The sequence below is a fragment of the Arenibaculum pallidiluteum genome, assembly GCF_017355985.1.
GTDB lineage: Bacteria > Pseudomonadota > Alphaproteobacteria > Azospirillales > Azospirillaceae > Arenibaculum > Arenibaculum pallidiluteum.
In genome coordinates this window covers 109130-124769 of sequence record NZ_JAFIQU010000020.1, presented here as the reverse complement: position 1 = coordinate 124769, position 15640 = coordinate 109130, and the positions used below count along the sequence as shown (strand labels likewise).

General features: G+C 71.5%; 15 protein-coding genes. 8 read left to right on the top strand and 7 right to left on the bottom strand.

Annotated features, from left to right (window positions below; translation table 11 throughout):
- Window positions 1-244: 244 nt before the first annotated feature.
- Genes JUB13_RS27225 through JUB13_RS27205 form a run of 5 tightly spaced genes read right to left on the bottom strand, consistent with a single transcriptional unit; the run spans window position 245 to window position 4687 of the window.
- On the bottom strand, window positions 245-937 hold the full coding sequence (locus JUB13_RS27225) for a response regulator transcription factor (protein WP_207484921.1): 693 nt from the start codon (window positions 935-937) through the stop codon (window positions 245-247).
- 26 nt (window positions 938-963) lie between these two features.
- Entirely contained in the window at window positions 964-1836 is an 873-nt protein-coding gene (locus tag JUB13_RS27220) for a phosphatase PAP2 family protein (protein WP_207484918.1), read from the bottom strand.
- A gap of 13 nt (window positions 1837-1849) precedes the next feature.
- Window positions 1850-3538 carry an ArnT family glycosyltransferase gene (locus JUB13_RS27215; RefSeq protein ID WP_236025254.1) on the bottom strand — a complete coding sequence of 563 codons (1689 nt, stop codon included), beginning with the start codon at window positions 3536-3538 and terminating at the stop codon, window positions 1850-1852.
- Window positions 3535-3837: a lipid-A-disaccharide synthase N-terminal domain-containing protein gene (locus JUB13_RS27210; RefSeq protein WP_207484908.1), complete on the bottom strand. Its 303-nt coding sequence runs from the start codon at window positions 3835-3837 to the stop codon at window positions 3535-3537. Before JUB13_RS27210 ends, JUB13_RS27215 begins: the two co-directional genes overlap by 4 nt.
- 52 nt (window positions 3838-3889) lie before the next feature.
- Window positions 3890-4687, bottom strand: a complete 798-nt coding sequence (locus JUB13_RS27205; RefSeq protein ID WP_328703034.1) for a glycosyltransferase — start codon at window positions 4685-4687, stop codon at window positions 3890-3892.
- A gap of 216 nt (window positions 4688-4903) precedes the next feature.
- Between JUB13_RS27205 and JUB13_RS27200 the strand changes: the two genes are divergently transcribed.
- From JUB13_RS27200 to JUB13_RS27185, 4 genes are all read left to right on the top strand, one after another.
- Window positions 4904-5302, top strand: coding sequence for a response regulator (locus JUB13_RS27200; RefSeq protein WP_207484902.1), 399 nt, complete (start codon window positions 4904-4906; stop codon window positions 5300-5302).
- Between the two features lie 192 nt (window positions 5303-5494).
- Entirely contained in the window at window positions 5495-6688 is a 1194-nt protein-coding gene (ribA, locus tag JUB13_RS27195; protein WP_207484898.1) for a GTP cyclohydrolase II, read from the top strand.
- Window positions 6689-6865: 177 nt separating this feature from the next.
- Complete coding sequence (locus JUB13_RS27190) at window positions 6866-7942, top strand: hypothetical protein (protein WP_207484895.1); 1077 nt, start codon at window positions 6866-6868, stop codon at window positions 7940-7942.
- A 57-nt stretch (window positions 7943-7999) separates the two neighbouring features.
- Window positions 8000-8524, top strand: a complete 525-nt coding sequence (locus JUB13_RS27185; RefSeq protein WP_207484892.1) for a L,D-transpeptidase family protein — start codon at window positions 8000-8002, stop codon at window positions 8522-8524.
- Window positions 8525-8531: 7 nt separating this feature from the next.
- Here JUB13_RS27185 and JUB13_RS27180 read toward each other — a convergent pair whose 3' ends face one another.
- A complete protein-coding gene (locus JUB13_RS27180; protein WP_207484889.1) occupies window positions 8532-9245 on the bottom strand; it encodes a YggS family pyridoxal phosphate-dependent enzyme in 714 nt (237 codons plus the stop codon).
- A 217-nt stretch (window positions 9246-9462) separates the two neighbouring features.
- Window positions 9463-9801: a hypothetical protein gene (locus tag JUB13_RS27175; RefSeq protein WP_207484887.1), complete on the bottom strand. Its 339-nt coding sequence runs from the start codon at window positions 9799-9801 to the stop codon at window positions 9463-9465.
- A gap of 282 nt (window positions 9802-10083) precedes the next feature.
- Between JUB13_RS27175 and JUB13_RS27170 the strand changes: the two genes are divergently transcribed.
- The 4 genes from JUB13_RS27170 (at window position 10084) to holA (ending at window position 15640) form a co-directional block, all read left to right on the top strand.
- The gene (locus tag JUB13_RS27170) at window positions 10084-11223 is read left to right on the top strand and encodes a porin (protein WP_207484885.1); all 1140 of its coding nucleotides are present in this window, start codon (window positions 10084-10086) and stop codon (window positions 11221-11223) included.
- A gap of 128 nt (window positions 11224-11351) precedes the next feature.
- The gene (locus JUB13_RS27165) at window positions 11352-11921 is read left to right on the top strand and encodes a DUF3576 domain-containing protein (protein ID WP_207484883.1); all 570 of its coding nucleotides are present in this window, start codon (window positions 11352-11354) and stop codon (window positions 11919-11921) included.
- A gap of 111 nt (window positions 11922-12032) precedes the next feature.
- The gene (gene leuS / locus JUB13_RS27160) at window positions 12033-14609 is read left to right on the top strand and encodes a leucine--tRNA ligase (RefSeq protein WP_207484881.1); all 2577 of its coding nucleotides are present in this window, start codon (window positions 12033-12035) and stop codon (window positions 14607-14609) included.
- Window positions 14606-15640 (top strand): DNA polymerase III subunit delta, encoded by a 1035-nt coding sequence (holA, locus tag JUB13_RS27155; RefSeq protein WP_207484878.1) that lies wholly within the window; start codon window positions 14606-14608, stop codon window positions 15638-15640. The genes leuS and holA overlap by 4 nt, the downstream gene beginning before the upstream one ends.

Here is a 15640-nt window from a genome sequence, read left to right as displayed (position 1 = left end):
GGCGATGCCGCCGACAGCCCGCTGGTGGACCGCGAGGGCAGCGCGGATCAGCTCTCCGCGCTGGTCGGCCTGAGCTATCGCTGGTAGCGGCGCGCAGCATCCGCGGACAGGCTGGTGCCGTCCGCTTCGGGAGGCGAGGCCTTCCTCGGTCTCCGACCAACGCGCACGGGCCGGAGCGCCGCAGGGAATTCTCTGCGGCGCTCCGGCCCGTTCGGAAATGCTTCGGACGGCCGCGAAACCGCGGCTAAGGCACGAGCTTGTAGCCGCCGGGCTCGGTCACGAGGATGCGGGCATTGGTGGGATCCCGCTCGATCTTCTGCCGCAGCCGGTAGACGTGGGTCTCCAGCGTGTGGGTCGTGACCCCCGCATTATAGCCCCAGACCTCGCCCAGGAGCGTCTCGCGCGGCACCGGCCGGTCCCCGGCACGGTAGAGGTATTTCAGGATCGCGGCCTCCTTCTCGGTCAGGCGGATCTTGGCGCCGCGCTCGTCCACGAGAAGTTTGAGGGCCGGCTTGAAGGTGTAGGGCCCGATCGCGAAGACCGCGTCCTCGCTCTGTTCGAATTGGCGGAGCTGCGCGCGCAGTCGCGCCAGCAGGACGCCGACCCGGAACGGCTTCACCACGTAGTCGTTGGCGCCCGAATCGAGGCCGAGGATCGTGTCGGCCTCGCTCCCGGCGCCCGTCAGCATCAGGATGGGGCAGCGCACGCCTTCGCGCCGCATCAGGCGGCACAGGTCCCGCCCGTCCATGTCGGGAAGCCCGACATCCATCAGGATCGCGTCGAAATGGGTCTTCTGCGCCAGCATCAGCGCGCTGGCCGCGTCGCCCGCCTCGGCGGTCGAGAATTCCTCCAGCAGGTGAAGCTGCTCGGCCAGGGACTGGCGCAGCGGCGCGTCGTCGTCGACGACGAGGATCTTCTTGCCGGCGCTCGTTCCCACGATCCCTCCCCTTGCCCGCCCTGCCGCTACAGCGGCTTCACGCGGCCGGGGGCGTCCACCTCGCCCTTGTCCGCCGGTGGGCGGCGGAGCTTAGCACGGGTTCCCCGAAGCCGCGACCGGGCCCATGCCGCGCCGCGGGCCAGCCGCGCAGCCAGGACCACCGCCGGCCGGCGGGGCCGGATCGACCCGTCCGGGCCCGCGGCGAAGAGCCAGCCGCGGTCGAGGCAGAGCGAGCGCAGCCAGTAGGTCGTGACGACGGCGAGCGCCGCGCCTCCGACCACGTCGGTGACGTAGTGCGCGCCGATCACGACCCGGCTGGACGCGACCAGGGCGGCCGCGGCCAGCAGGGGAAGGCGCAGCCGGGGCGCCAGGAGGCCGAGCGCAAGGGCCAGGGCGAAGGCCGTGTTGGAATGACCCGACGGAAAGGAATGCAGGTCGCCGCGCAGTGTCAGGGGCGAGATCGCCAGGACCTCGTCGAACCCCAGCAGCTTCGGCCGGGCGCGGCCGATCAGCGCCTTGATCACGTTCGCGGCGATGCCCGAGATGGCGATGGCGGCAAAGAGGAACAGTGCGGCTCCGGACCCCCAGCGCAGCAGGGCGCGCAGCCGCGCGGCGAGGCCTGCGAATCGGACGAGCAGCAGGCCCGCAACCCCCAGCACCCCCGTGGGCACCAGATACCATTTGGAATCGCCGAGCTCGGTCAGCGCGCCGAAGAAGGCGCGGACGCCCTCGGATGTCTCGCGCATCCGCAGGGCGGCAACGACGTCGATGGAGCCGACGGCAAGGTGGGCGACCAGCACCAGGATCGCAAAGGCCGAGAGGCGCACGATCGCGGGATAGCGGCTCGGCCGGGGCGCGGGCTCGGTTGTGGGCCGGGGACGGGGAGGGCCGGGCGGCATTGCTCCGGGGCTCCTACCGGGGCTCTCCGGGCAGGCGGAAGAGCGTCAGCTCGACCTTCTGGCCCTTGGAATAGTTGATGCCGGAGACGCTCGCCACCGCCTGAGGCACGCGCCCGGCCGCGGCCAGGGCGGCATCGAATGCAGCGCGCTGCCGGGTCTCGACCGCGGCCAGGGCGCAGGCGGGGTCCGCAAGCAGGTGGTTGGCAGCGCCGCCGCCCTCGGTCAGCACCGTATGCGCGCCGGTCAGGAAGACCAGGCTGGGCTCGCTGTAGCCCGCCGAGGCCAGGAGGCTCCCGGGGCATGGCCGGTTCTCCTCCACCGCGGCGGCCAGCCGCGGGCTCACCCAGACCGCAGACAGGCCCGGCAGCACATGCGCGAAGGCCAGCGCATAGACCAGCAGCGCGCCCAGCGCCGCAAGGCCAAGAGCCCGGCCCGGCCTGCCGCGCCCGAAGATCCAGGCGGCCACCGCCAGAACCCCCAGCACGTTCACGGCGGCCAGGGCGGCGAAAGCGTCGAGCTGTCCTTCCACCGCAAGGGCCAGACCCCCCATGCCGCCTGCCAGCGCCAGGCCGACCAGGGCCCAGAGGCCAAGTCCCAGCAGGGCCAGCCGCCGGTACGTCGCCACCGCGCCGTCCAGCAGGGCCGCCCCGGCAAGGATCGCGAAGGCCGGGTAGGTCGGCAGCACGTAGTGGAAGAGCTTGGTGGGCACCGCCTCGAAGACCAGCCAGCTCGGCACGATCCAGGCGATGCAGAACTGGACCGCCGGTTCCTTTCGGCGCGACCAGGCCCAGGCGATCATGGGCGGCAGGAGCAGCGTCGCCGGCCAGAACGTCACCGGCAGCAGCAGCGTGTAGTAGCCCGGGGGAAAGCCCTTGCTTTCCTGGCCTGCCGCGACCTTGCCCAGCATGTCGTGCCCGACCGCCTCGGAGAAGAAGGCGCCGCCGGTCTTGAGGGTGATCAGCACCAGCCAGGGCATGGTGATCGCAACGGCCAGGAGCACGCCCGGCCAGGGCCGCAGGCGCCGCAGCCAGCCCGCGCCACGGCCGAATACCGCCAGCGCCGCCGCGGTCGCCCCCGTCACCAGCAGGACGATGGGTCCCTTGACCAGGATCGAGAGGCCGACGGCCGCCCAGAAGGGAGCCGCGCGGTTCCACGGCAGGGGCTCCGGGTCGGCGCGCTCCAGCCAGGCGCGAGCCAGCCCCACCTGGGCCAGAAGGATCGTCGCCAGGAGCACGGCATCGGTCTTGGCGATGCGCGCCTCGACGCCGAGCAGCAGCGTGGAGGCCATCAGCGCTCCCGCGGCCAGGCCGACGAGCGGACCGAACGCGTTGCTTGCGATCCAGCCCGTCAGCATCGCGGCCGCGACCGCTCCCAGAAGCGAAGGCAGGCGGTAGGCCCAGAGCGGCGCCTCTTCGGGGCCGCCCAGCGCGGAGACCGCGGCCGCCTGAAGCCAGTAGATGCCCACGGGCTTCTTGTGACGCGCCTCCTGCTGGAAGCGGATGTCGACGAAGTCCCCGCTCTCCAGCATCTGGCGCGTGGCCTGCACGAAGCGGGCCTCGTCGCGGTCGGTGGGCGGGACCGATGCCTGACCCGGCACGAAGAACAGAAGGGCGAGCCCCAGCAGGATCGCCTGGACGCCCCAGCGGCCGAGCCGCATGCCGGCACGCGCCGGCAAATCCGTCCCGGCCGCGGCCGTGGTCATTGCGGCGCCACGCCCGCGCTGCCGGCGTGCGGCGCGGCCCCACGCTTCTCGCGCCAGATCATCCAGATGTTCCGCAGGTAGATCAGCAGGCCGGCGCCCTGGCCGAGGATGAAGACGGGGTCACGCTGGCGGATCGCATAGGCCAGCAGGATCACCCCTCCGGCCAGGCTGAAGTACCAGAAGACCTCGGGGATGACGCTGCGCTTCACGCGCTCGCTGTAGATCCACTGGTAAATGAAGCGCATGGAGAACATGCCCTGGCCGAGCATGCCGATAGCGACCCACAGGTCTAAGTTCATGTCGAAACCTCGGAGAAAGCGCGCCCGATTCGCACCCGCGGGCCGCCGAAAGTCAATATGGGGCTGCCCCTGGCGCAGCTTCCTCACGGCCCGACGCGTTCCTGTCGCCGCCTGCGCCGGATCCGAGATCCTCGGAGGCCTCGCCCGGCAGATGGGTCCTGCGCCCCAGCCACACCACCCCCATGATGTCGACGATGCCCAGCAGCGCCCGGCTGAGATTGCCGTATTTCGATACGCCGCGCTGCCGCGGCCGGTGGTTCACCGGCACGTACTGGGCCGTTCCTCCGTGGATGCGGACCAGCGCGGGCAGGAAACGGTGCATGGCCGAGAAGAAGGGCAGGCGCAGGAACAGGTCGCGGCGGATGACCTTGATACCGCATCCCGTGTCCGGGCAGCCGTCGCGCAGCACGGCCTGGCGCACCCCATTGCCGATCCTGGTGGCGACGCGCTTGGACCAGGTGTCCCGGCGCTTCAGGCGCAGGCCGCCGACGAGCTCGGGGCCGCCCTCGGCCCAGGCCACCGCCAGGAGCCGCGGCAGGTCAGCAGGGTCGTTCTGCCCGTCTCCGTCCAGCGTCGCCATCCATTCGCCCCTGGCCGCCAGGGCGCCCGAGCGGATCGCCGCGCTCTGCCCCGCGCGGGCGCGGTGGCGGATCAGCCGGACCCGCGGACCCAGGACGCCCGCGAGCCGGACGGCGGTGTCGTCCTCGCTCTGGTCGTCCACGAAGACCACCTCGTAGTCGCGGCCTGCCAGCGCGGCCTCGATCTCGGCGAGCAGCGGCAGGACGTTCTCCGTCTCGTTGTAGACCGGCACGACGACGGACAGGCGGACAAACGGATCGGTGGCGGGCACGGGCGCGGCTCCAGGAAGAGCGCGCATCATAGTTAAGCCGTGCCGATTTGGAAGGCCCGCGCTCCGTTCGTCCGCGCCGGGGTGCGCTGCGCACGCCATGGTAGCGGTAAGCCTTCAGCGCAGAGCCCATCCGGGCGACGCCTATCGTCGGGACTGGTTGACCTGAGGCAGGGAATTCACCAAGTCCGCAGCCTTGCATAAGGAAGCGCGTGGACCATGAAGCTGATCGTGATCGAGGACGACCGTCTCGTGGGCCCCGCCGTCCAGGCGGTGCTGGAACGGGAAGGGTATGATGTCCTGGGCGTCGCCACCACCGCTGCCAAGGCGCTGCGGCTGGCCCGCCAGCACGAGCCCGACCTGGCTCTCGTCGACCTGCGTCTCGGCAAGGGCGACGACGGCCTCGCGACCGCGCGCCGCCTTCGCGAGGACTGCGGCGTGCCGGCGCTGATCATGACGGGCTTCGACCTGCGCGCCGAGGAGGCGCGGGGCGCCGCGCTCGGCATCCTGCGAAAGCCCATGGCCCCCCACGACCTCGTGCAGGCGGTCGAGAGCGTCCGCGCGCTGCTGGCCGGCGACGCCCCCGATCGGATCCCGCGCGGGCTGGAGCTGCTGTAAGGCGCGGGGCCGCCCGGCGCCGCTCGTGCCCCTTGCCCCTGCCCCGGATGGCGCTCCGACCAAAGGCCGAGGCCGGTGCGGGCTGGCCGATCCGAAGGGGCGTCCCCAGATCATTGGAACGATGCAAGATGCGCGGCTTTGTTTTGATGTCCCGCAGCGATAGTCTCGCCTGACCCTTATCGGACCCGCTCGATGAAGACCTCGTCCTCCGCTCTTCTCCAGGACCGCGCGACGCCGCTGGACCATGGCGCGCTGCGCGCGGTCGACCGCGCGGTCGCCGAGCTCCGCCGGGGCGACGCCGTGCTCGTCGAGACCGAAGCAGGCATCGCCCTGGTGGCCGGGGTCGAGGGGCTGGACCAGCACCGCCTCGATGCCCTGGCCGGCATGGCTGGCGCGGAGCCGGCGCTGGCGGTCACGCGCACCCGCGCCGAGGCCCTTGGCCTGCCGGACCAGGATGCCGCCGGCATCGGCATTGGGGACGCGGCGGGCGCCGTGATGGTCCTGCGCACGGCCGGCGGCATCACCGCGGACCGGATCCGGGGTCTCGTCGACCCGCTGCAGCCGCCGATGCCGGTCGGCGAGCTGACGGCCGAGCCGGCCGAGGCCGCCGGTCCGGCCGGCGTCGCCGTGGCGCTGGCCAAGCTCGCCCGGATGCTGCCTGCGGCCGTGGTTCTTCCGCTGCGCGCGGCGCAGCTCGGCAGCCCCGCCGCAACCTCGGCGGCGGACCGGATCGCCGCCCGCCACGACCTGCTGCGCGTTCCCGGCCGCGCCGTCCTCGACTACCAGACCCATGCCGCGCGAACCCTGACCCGGGTCGGCGAGGCCCGCGTCCCGCTCGAGGACGCCGAGAACGCGCGGATCGTCGCATTCCGCCCGGCCGACGGCGGTGTCGAGCACCTCGCGATCGTGATCGGCGATCCGGATCCCGCCAGGCCGGTCCTGGCGAGGATCCATTCCGAATGCTTCACCGGCGACCTTCTCGGGTCGTTGCGCTGCGACTGCGGCGACCAGCTCCGCGGCGCGATCAAGGCCATCGCGGCGCAGGGGGCGGGCGTCGTGCTCTACCTCGCGCAGGAGGGACGCGGCATCGGGCTCGTGAACAAGCTCCGTGCCTACCGGCTTCAGGACTCCGGCTTCGACACCGTGGACGCGAATACGCGTCTGGGCTTCGAGCCCGACGAGCGCGTCTATCTTCCCGCGGCCGAGATGCTCCGCGGGCTCGGCTTCAGCGCCGTGCGGCTGATGACCAACAACCCCGACAAGCTGGGCCAACTGGCCCGCTGCGGCATCGAGGTGGCCGGCCGCGTGCCCCACGTCTTCGCCAGCAACGGCCACAACGAGGCCTATCTGCGCACCAAGGCCGAGCGCAGCGGCCACCTGTTCTAGCGGCGCCGACTTCTAACGGAACCGACCGGGCAGGCTTGGCCGCCCGGCACTTCCTGCCGGGCCCCGGCCCGGTGCATTGCGGCCTCGGCTGCGGACCATCCCCAGGAATCCAGGCGCCCCGCCCCGGGCAATGCTCTGGCACGGGCCTTGCGTGGTCTCCCCCGCAAGGAGACCGCCATGGACGTCGCAGCCCCGCCGCCCGAGACCGCCCGCCCGAGCCGCATGTGGTTCGACAGCCCGTCGGACCCGCGCTTTCCCGGCATCGCGGATTCCCAGGCGGGATCCGAGGAGCAGGAGCTCGGCTTCTGGGACTTCGTGGACGTCGTCAACCCGCTCCAGCACATCCCGGTGGTCAACACGATCTACCGGGCGATCACCGGCGACACGATCAAGCCCACGGCCCAGGTCGCGGGCGGCACGCTGTTCGGCGGCCCCATCGGCTTCATGGCCTCCGTCGCCGCGGTCGGTGTCGAAGCGGTCTCCGGAAAGGGGCCAGGAGAACACGTGCTCGCCCTGTTCGGCGGCGAATCGGCACCGGAGGGAGGGTCGATGGTCGCCGAGGCCGGAGCGGCGCAGGCCGGCGCGCGTTCCGCCGCGGCATCTGCATCCGCCCCCATCGGTCCCGCCGCGGCCGTCGCCAAGAACTCCGCCGCGCCTTCCACCGCGCACTCCGCTGAGGTCGCAGCGGCCGGCCCGGCCGCCTCGGCATCGCTGGCGACCATGACGAAGGCCAGGGCGGGCACTCCCGAGGCGGATGCCGCCCTAGCGGGGCAGGCTGCCGTGGCCACGTCCGGCCGCCCTGGCAACGCCGCCGCGCACGTCGCCGCCCAGGCGCAGGTTCCGGCCCAGGGCTTCAGGGTGCCCGCACGCGACGGCGGCGCCGGCCGTGCCTTCGCCCTCGCGCAGCCGCATGGCCGCGCCGTCGCGGCACAGAGTGCCGCGCAGACCGCCGCGGCGCAGCTCGCCCTTTCGACGCCGGCCGCACCAAATGCGCAGGCGCCGCAGGCCACTGCCCCGGCGGCGCCTTCCGGGCCGGGCGCGGCGCCGCCGTCGCAGGCCGCTCAGCCTCGGGCGGCCTCCGCCGGATCGGCGGGCCCAGGCGCGGCCCCGGGGCCCGCCTCCGGCCCCACGCCGCTGCCCAAGGAGCTGATCGCCGATGCCATGATGGCCGCCCTCAGCAAGTACGAGAACTCGGCCAGGCTCGGGTCCCGCCCCGCCGGTGCGCAGGCGGCCCGGACGCCGGGTCCGACTTGACAGCGTCCGCTGCCGGCGCGAAATCGCTGACCTGACTTCGCAAGGGCCGGAGGCGGCATGGATATCCTGGTACGCGCCGAGGTTTCGGGCACCCACGGCCGGCTGGTCTGGCCCGGCGGATCGTTCCGCTGCGCGCTCGGGCGCGGCGGCATCCGGACGGACAAGCGCGAAGGTGACGGGGCGACGCCGGTCGGCCGTTTCGCCTTGCGCCGGGTCCTCTTCCGGTCCGACCGGATCGCCGCGCCGCGGACGGGCCTCCCGGTCTCGCCGATCGGGCCCGCGGACGGCTGGTGCGACGATCCCTCCCACGCCGACTACAACCGGCCCGTGAGCCTTCCCTTCGGGGCCTCCCACGAGGAGCTCTGGCGCGAGGACGGCGTCTACGATGCCATCGTGGTGCTCGGCCACAACGACGAGCCCGTGGTGCCCGGCGCGGGCTCGGCGGTGTTCATGCACGTGGCCAAGGCAGGCTACGAGCCGACCGCGGGCTGCGTGGCGCTAGCGCTGCCCGACCTGCTGCGCCTGCTCGAGGACTGCCGGCCCGGCGATTCGATCGTTGTGGAGACGGCACCCGCCCGATAGCGGGCAGTCAGGCCGGCCCCCCGGTGCCGGTATCCGTCCCGGCCGGCGCGTGCGGGCGGTCGCCGAAGATCGCGGTGCCGATCCGCACATGGGTCGCGCCGAATCGGATCGCCGTCTCGAAATCAGCGCTCATCCCCATGCTCAGGACGTCGAGGCCGTGACGACGGGCCATGTCCGCGAGCAGGGCGAAATGCATCGACGGGTCCTCGTCGACGGGGGGAATGCACATCAGCCCCTCGATCGCCAGGCCATGCTCGGCGCGGCACGACTCGATGAAGGCGTCCGCCTCGCCGGTGGGCACGCCGGCCTTCTGCGGCTCGTCGCCGGTATTCACCTGGACCAGGAGGCGCGGCCTGCGGCCGCTGCGTGCGATCTCGGCCGCGAGCGCCTCGGCAAGGCGCGGCCGGTCCAGCGTCTGGATCACGTCGAAGGCGGCGACGGCATCGCGGACCTTGTTGGTCTGCAACGGGCCGATCAGGTGCAGCTCGATGTCGGGCCAATCCTCGCGGAGGGGGCCGAACTTCGCCTTGCCCTCCTGCACGCGGTTCTCGCCGAAGACCCGCTGTCCGGCGGCCAGGGCGGCCTCGACCGCGTCGACCGGCTGGAACTTGGAGACGGCGATCAGCTTGGGCGCAGCACCGGGGAGCGCCGCCGCGGCGATGCGCGCGCGCAGCCCCTCCAGCGCCGCCGCCACGTCGTGCCTGATCTCCTGGTCGGCCATGGACCCGCTTCCCGCCTGATCGCTTCGGGGAATTCATAGCCTGCAACGCAGGGCGCGCAAGCCCCGGCGCGCCGCAGGCGCAACGCCGGGCCACGGAACAAGCCCAGGCATGGAAAAAGCCCGGGGCGGTTTCGCCCCGGGCTCGAACGAGTGGTCCCGCGCTCCTGCGGGACCCGCGCCTGCCGGCGCCGGATGTCAGACCTTGTGAAAGCCGGCCTTACTGGGCCGCGCCGCCCGTGGCGCCACCCGAAGACCCGCCGCCGGTGCCCTGGTTGCCCTGGCTGCTGCCGCCGGCAGAGCCCTGGCCGGGAGCGTCGCTGGACCCGAATGCCGTCGCGCCGGGGTCGCCGGCCGCGCATTCCGGGGCGTTCTTCTGCATGCTGCAATCGAAGTTGTTCGGACCGTTGACCGAGGGGCTGACGGTGGGATCCCGGAGCTGCTGCATGCCCGACTGGCTGCTGGGGCTGCTGGTCACGCCGGAATTGGTGGTCTGGGCCATGGCGGAGCCGGCCATCAGGGCCGCCGCCGAGGCGAGGCAGATCGCGATACGACGCATGTTCTTCTCCCGTCTGTCTTTCTGGGCTAGAGCCCGTGCACGGACCTGTGAACAGGGCTTCGCGCGAAACATCACGCGGGCGCGCGGGATGGCTGTCGAACTCCCGCAGCGCAGCGCGGCGGAGGGGCTGCCGGGAAGCTGTGTTGCTCTGGTGCAACGGGGGGTCCGAAAGAGACACATGGGCGACCGACAGATGTTGCCGGCCCCTACCAATTCGCCCTAACTGAAGCCGCGATCGATGGGGTCGGGCGACCTCTTCTCCATAACCAAGGAAATGATCACATGAAGAAGATCCTTCTCGGCACGGCCGCCCTGCTGGGCACCGCCGTGATGGCGCAGGGCGCCGCGGCTCAGGTGACCGTCAAGTTCGGCGGCGACATCCGTTTCGATGCCGCCTGGGTTGACGACGACCAGCCCAACTCGAAGGACATCAACTTCCAGCAGGAAGTCCGCTTCCCGATCACCGCCGAGGGCAAGACCGACAACGGCCTGACCTACGGCGCCTTCGTCCGGCTCCGCAACACCGGCTCCAACCACGGCGCCAGCTCGACCGCGGGCACCACGAACGGCGAGAACATTTACGCCGAGCGTAAGTACATCTACGTCGGCGGTGGCTTCGGCCGCCTCGAGATGGGCGACGAGTACGGCGCCGTCACCAAGCTGACGGGCTTCGCCCCGGCGGTTGGTATCGGCCAGCTCGACGGCAACTACGAGAACTTCACCAATAGCGGTCTGTTCCAGTACGTTCCGTCGAACTACTTCAACCGCGCGACGAAGATCACCTACTACTCGCCGAACCTCGCTGGCTTCCAGGTCGGCGCCGGCTACACCCCCGAGTACGACCAGACCGGCGACAACAACAGCCTGCTCCGCCGCGTCCCCGGCACCAGCTACAACGACGTCGTCGAGCTGGCCGCCAGCTACAAGGGCGAGTTCGGTGGCGCCACGGTCAACCTGGGCGGCGGCTACACCTTCGGTGACGAAGACACCGCCATCCAGGAAGAGATGCGCCTCTGGAACGTCAGCGCTGCTGTCGGCTTCGGCGGCTTCACCGTCGGCGGCACCTACTTCGACAACAAGGGTCCGCTCGTGAACGACCCGTCGCCGAACTCCTACCCGACGCTGCTCGGCGCGCCGCTGACCGGCGAGCAGACCGGCTGGAACGCGGGCGTGTCGTACAAGAACGGCCCGATCGGCGTCGCCGCCGCTTACGGCCGCACCGAGTCCGAGTTCACGGGCACCGGTGGCGACCTCGAGGACACCGTCTGGTCCGTGGGCGCGGTGTACACCGTGGCTCCCGGCCTGAACGTGATGGTCGACGGCTACTTCGTGGACTCCGAGTCGGCCAACACCGCCGGCGCTGTGATCCCGGCCGGCAACGACGCCACGATCGTCATGCTGCGTACCCAGCTGCTGTTCTAATCCGAACCGCAGTCAGGAACGGAGGGGGGCCGACCCAGTCGGCCCCCCTTCTCTTTTCGGGGTATCGATTCGCTTGAGCGCGCGGACCCTTCTCTCTATGTTCGCGCAAAACCATCGACGACCAAGGCATGCCAAGCATCTCCAAGCCCCAGCGCCCGACCGGCCTCGGCCGATTCCCGCTCGTCGTTCTCGCCGGCACCGCGCTCGCCGTCCTTGGCGGATGCAGCGGCATCCAGAGCACGCCCGAGTATCCCAAGGACGAGATGGAGCGGCAGTACGAGCAGTACGGCAGCCTCCTCGGCGGCGAGGGCGGCTTCAACCTGTTCGGCGGGCCGCGGCGGCGCGAGAACACCGACCAGGGCTCGGCCGGGATCGGAGTGAACAGCTATCTCTGGCGGGCCTCGCTGGACACGCTGGCATTCATGCCGGTTGTCTCGGCCGATCCCTTCGGCGGCGTGATCCTGACGGACTGGTATTCGCCGGCCGACACGCCCAACGAGCGCTTCAAGGTGAACGTCTACATCCTGGACCGGCAGCTCCGCGCCGACGGGATCCGCGTCGCGGTGTTCCGCCAGCAGCGCGCCGGCGGGACCGAGTGGCGCGACTCGGCGGTGACGCCGGAGACGCAGCGCCAGCTCGAGGACGCGATCCTGACGCGCGCGCGCCAGCTCCGCCTCGCCTCCGCGCCGCAGAGCTGAGACCAGCAGCAGCATTTATCGGGCGCAACCCGCGGCTTGTCGGGTTGCGCCGCGGCGGCGCCGTCCGCACCTTGGTCGGGGCGCCCCGCCACAGGACCATGAGGACGGCCGATGTCGCGCTACAATTTCAAGGAAACCGAGGCCAAATGGCAGGCCGCCTGGAACGCGCAGGGGACCTTCCGCGCGGTCGAGGACCCGTCCAGGCCCAAATACTACGTGCTGGAGATGTTCCCCTATCCCTCGGGGCGCCTCCATGTCGGCCACGCCCGCAACTACGCGCTCGGTGACGTGGTCGCGCGCTACAAGCGCGCCCAGGGCTTCAACGTCCTGCATCCCATGGGCTGGGACGCCTTCGGACTTCCGGCCGAGAACGCGGCGATCGCCAACAAGGTCCATCCCGCGAAGTGGACCTTCCAGAACATCGACGTGATGGGTGGCCAGCTCCGCCTGCTGGGCCTGTCCTACGACTGGTCGCGCGAGCTCGCCACCTGCACGCCGGAATACTACGTGCACGAGCAGCGCCTGTTCCTGGACTTCCTCGACAAGGGGCTGGCCTACCGCAAGGAGAGCTGGGTCAACTGGGACCCGGTCGACCAGACCGTGCTGGCCAACGAGCAGGTGATCGACGGCCGCGGCTGGCGCACCGGCGCGCCGGTGGAGAAGCGCAAGCTCTCCCAGTGGTTCCTGCGCATCACGCACTATGCCGAGGAGCTGCTGGACGCGCTCGCCACGCTCGACCGCTGGCCGGACAAGGTGCGCCTGATGCAGGAGCGCTGGATCGGCAAGTCGTCGGGCCTGCGCTTCCGCTTCGACATGGTCGGCCGGCCGGACACCATCGAGGTCTTCACGACCCGCCCGGACACGCTCTACGGCGCGTCCTTCGTGGCGCTGTCGCCCAACCATCCCCTGGCAGCCGAGCTGGCCGAGAAGGACCCGAAGGTCGCCGCCTTCATCGCCGAGTGCAACCGCCTGGGCACCAGCGAGGCCGCCATCGAGACGGCCGAGAAGCTCGGCCACGACACCGGCCTGCGCGTGGCCCATCCCTTCGACCCGGACCGCACCCTGCCCGTCTGGATCGCCAACTTCGTGCTGATGGAATACGGCACGGGCGCCATCTTCGGCTGCCCCGCGCATGACCAGCGCGACATCGACTTCGCGCGCAAGTACGACCTGCCGGTGATCCCGGTCGTGGTCCCCGAGACCGAGGATCCTGCGACCTTCTCCGTCGAGAACGAGGCCTATACGGGGCCCGGCCTGCTGCGGAATTCCGGGTTCCTGGACGGGCTCGACGTGGAGGCTGCAAAGCGTGCCGCCATCGCGCGCATGGAGGAGCTCGGCCGCGGCGAGGGGACGACGGTCTACCGTCTGCGCGACTGGGGCGTGTCGCGCCAGCGCTACTGGGGCTGCCCGATCCCCGTGATCCACTGCGATGCCTGCGGCGTCGTGCCGGTGCCCCGCGACCAGCTCCCGGTCACTCTGCCCGAGGACGTCAGCTTCGACCGGCCCGGCAATCCGCTGGAGCATCATCCGACCTGGAAGCACGTCTCCTGCCCGCAATGCGGCGGCGCGGCGCGGCGCGAGACCGACACCTTCGACACCTTCTTCGAGAGCTCCTGGTACTTCGCCCGCTTCGCGTCGCCGCAGTATGCCAAGGGGCCCTTCACCCGCGAGGCCGCGCAGTACTGGCTGCCCGTCGACCAGTACATCGGCGGCGTCGAGCACGCCGTGCTCCACCTGCTCTATTCCCGCTTCTTCACCCGCGCCATGCGCGACTGCGGCTACCTGGACCTGGCCGAGCCCTTCGCGGGGCTGATGACCCAGGGCATGGTGACCCATGCCACCTACCGCGAGGCCGGCGGCGACTGGCTCTATCCCGAGGAGGTCGAGATCCGCGACGGCCGCCCGGTGAAGCGGGCCGGCGGCGGGTCGGTCGAGGTCGGCCGCCTCGAGAAGATGTCGAAGTCCAAGAAGAACGTCGTCGGACTCGAGCACATGGTCGAGACCTACGGCGCGGACACGGTGCGCCTGCTGCTCCTCTCCGACAGCCCGCCGGACCGCGACCTGGAATGGACCGAGGCCGGGATCGACGGCGCCTGGCGCTATGTCGGCCGGCTGTGGCGCTTCGTGACCGAGCCGTCGCTGCCGCTGCCGCCCCACGGCGCCCCGGCGCCGGCCAGCTTCGGAGAGAAGGCCCTGGCGGCCCGCCGCGCGACCCACAAGACGATCGCCGCGGTCACCCAGGACCTGGACCGCTTCCATTTCAACAAGGCCGTGGCCCGCATCCGCGAGCTCACCAACACCCTGGCCGAGCTGGACGGGGCGGGCGAGGGCGCGCCGGAGGATCAGGCATGGGCCCTGCGCGAGGGCGCCGAGGTCCTGATCAAGCTGGTCAACCCGCTGATGCCGCACCTGGCCGAGGAGTTGTGGCAGCGGATCGGCGGCACCGGTCTGCTGGCCGACCAGTCCTGGCCGGCGGCCGATCCGTCCCTCGTGGTCGAGGACACGGTGAAGGTGGCGGTCCAGGTCAACGGCAAGCTGCGCGCCACGATCGACCTGCCGCGTGACGCCGCCCAGCCCGAGGCCGAGGCCGCGGCCCTGGCGGAGCCGAACGTGCAGCGGGCCATGGAGGGCAAGCCGGCGCGCAAGGTGATCCTCGTCCCCAACCGCATCGTCAACGTGGTGGTGTGAAGCTTCCGGCGAACCGCATCGAGGCCTTCCTCCGCAGGCCCGACCCCGAGATCCGGGCCGTGCTCGTCTACGGCCCGGACGGCGGCCTCGTCCGCGAGCGCGCGGACCTGCTCGCCCGCGGGGTGGTGCCGGACCTGAAAGACCCGTTCCGGATCGCCGAGCTTCCGGCCGACCAGCTCGCCAAGGACAAAGCGCGTCTGGCGGACGAGGTGGCGGCCATGGCGCTCACGGGCGGCCGGCGCTGCGTGCGCGTGCGCGGGGCCGAGGACACGCTGTGCCCGGTCTTCGCGGCGCTGCTGGGCGACCTGCCGCCCGGCGACACCCTCGTGGTGGTCGAGGCCGGCGACCTGGGCAAGGGATCGAAGCTGCGGGCTCTGTTCGAGGACGGGGCGAACGTCACGGCCATCCCCTGCTATGTCGAGGACGAGGGCGAGCTCTCACGCACGATTGCGGAGATGCTGCGCGGCGCGGGGAAGACCGCCGCTCCCGATGCGCTGACCCAGCTCGCGGGATCGCTGGTCGGCGACCGGCTGCTGGCGCGCGCCGAGATCGAGAAGCTGATCACCTATATGGGGGAGGAGCGCGAGGTCGGGCTGGATGACGTGCGCGCCGTAATCGGCGACAGTGGCGCCATGGAGCTCGACGCCCCCGTCTGGGCGGCGGCGGACGGCGACTACGCAGCGGTCGATCGGGCGCTCGCCCGGCTCTACGGCGAGGGCGAGTCGCCGGTCGGCATCCTGCGCGCGGCGCAGCGCCATTGCCAGCGGCTTCAGCTCGTCGTGGCTCAGGTCGCGCGCGGGGACAGTCTGGAACGCGCGGCGGGGGCGCTGAAGCCGCCGCTGTTCTTCAAGACCCGCAACCAGTTCCTCGCCCAGGCGCGGCGGTGGACGCCCGCCGGGCTGCGCCAGGCCCTGGACCGGCTCACCGAGGCCGAGGCCGAATGCAAGCGCACCGGCATGCCCGATCGCACGCTGTGCGCCCGGGCGCTCTACCAGGTGGCGGCGCTGGCGCGCGGCAAGGGGCCGCGCTGA

Bases quoted from the DNA above. Each gene is read 5' to 3' on its own strand.
- JUB13_RS27220 (WP_207484918.1), bottom strand. From the start codon at position 1,836: ATGCCGCCCGGCCCTCCCCGTCCCCGGCCCACAACCGAGCCCGCGCCC.
- JUB13_RS27215 (WP_236025254.1), bottom strand. From the start codon at position 3,538: ATGACCACGGCCGCGGCCGGGACGGATTTGCCGGCGCGTGCCGGCATG.
- JUB13_RS27210 (WP_207484908.1), bottom strand. From the start codon at position 3,837: ATGAACTTAGACCTGTGGGTCGCTATCGGCATGCTCGGCCAGGGCATG.
- JUB13_RS27200 (WP_207484902.1), top strand. From the start codon at position 4,904: ATGAAGCTGATCGTGATCGAGGACGACCGTCTCGTGGGCCCCGCCGTC.
- ribA (WP_207484898.1), top strand. From the start codon at position 5,495: ATGAAGACCTCGTCCTCCGCTCTTCTCCAGGACCGCGCGACGCCGCTG.
- JUB13_RS27190 (WP_207484895.1), top strand. From the start codon at position 6,866: ATGGACGTCGCAGCCCCGCCGCCCGAGACCGCCCGCCCGAGCCGCATG.
- JUB13_RS27185 (WP_207484892.1), top strand. From the start codon at position 8,000: ATGGATATCCTGGTACGCGCCGAGGTTTCGGGCACCCACGGCCGGCTG.
- JUB13_RS27180 (WP_207484889.1), bottom strand. From the start codon at position 9,245: ATGGCCGACCAGGAGATCAGGCACGACGTGGCGGCGGCGCTGGAGGGG.
- JUB13_RS27175 (WP_207484887.1), bottom strand. From the start codon at position 9,801: ATGCGTCGTATCGCGATCTGCCTCGCCTCGGCGGCGGCCCTGATGGCC.
- JUB13_RS27170 (WP_207484885.1), top strand. From the start codon at position 10,084: ATGAAGAAGATCCTTCTCGGCACGGCCGCCCTGCTGGGCACCGCCGTG.
- JUB13_RS27165 (WP_207484883.1), top strand. From the start codon at position 11,352: ATGCCAAGCATCTCCAAGCCCCAGCGCCCGACCGGCCTCGGCCGATTC.
- leuS (WP_207484881.1), top strand. From the start codon at position 12,033: ATGTCGCGCTACAATTTCAAGGAAACCGAGGCCAAATGGCAGGCCGCC.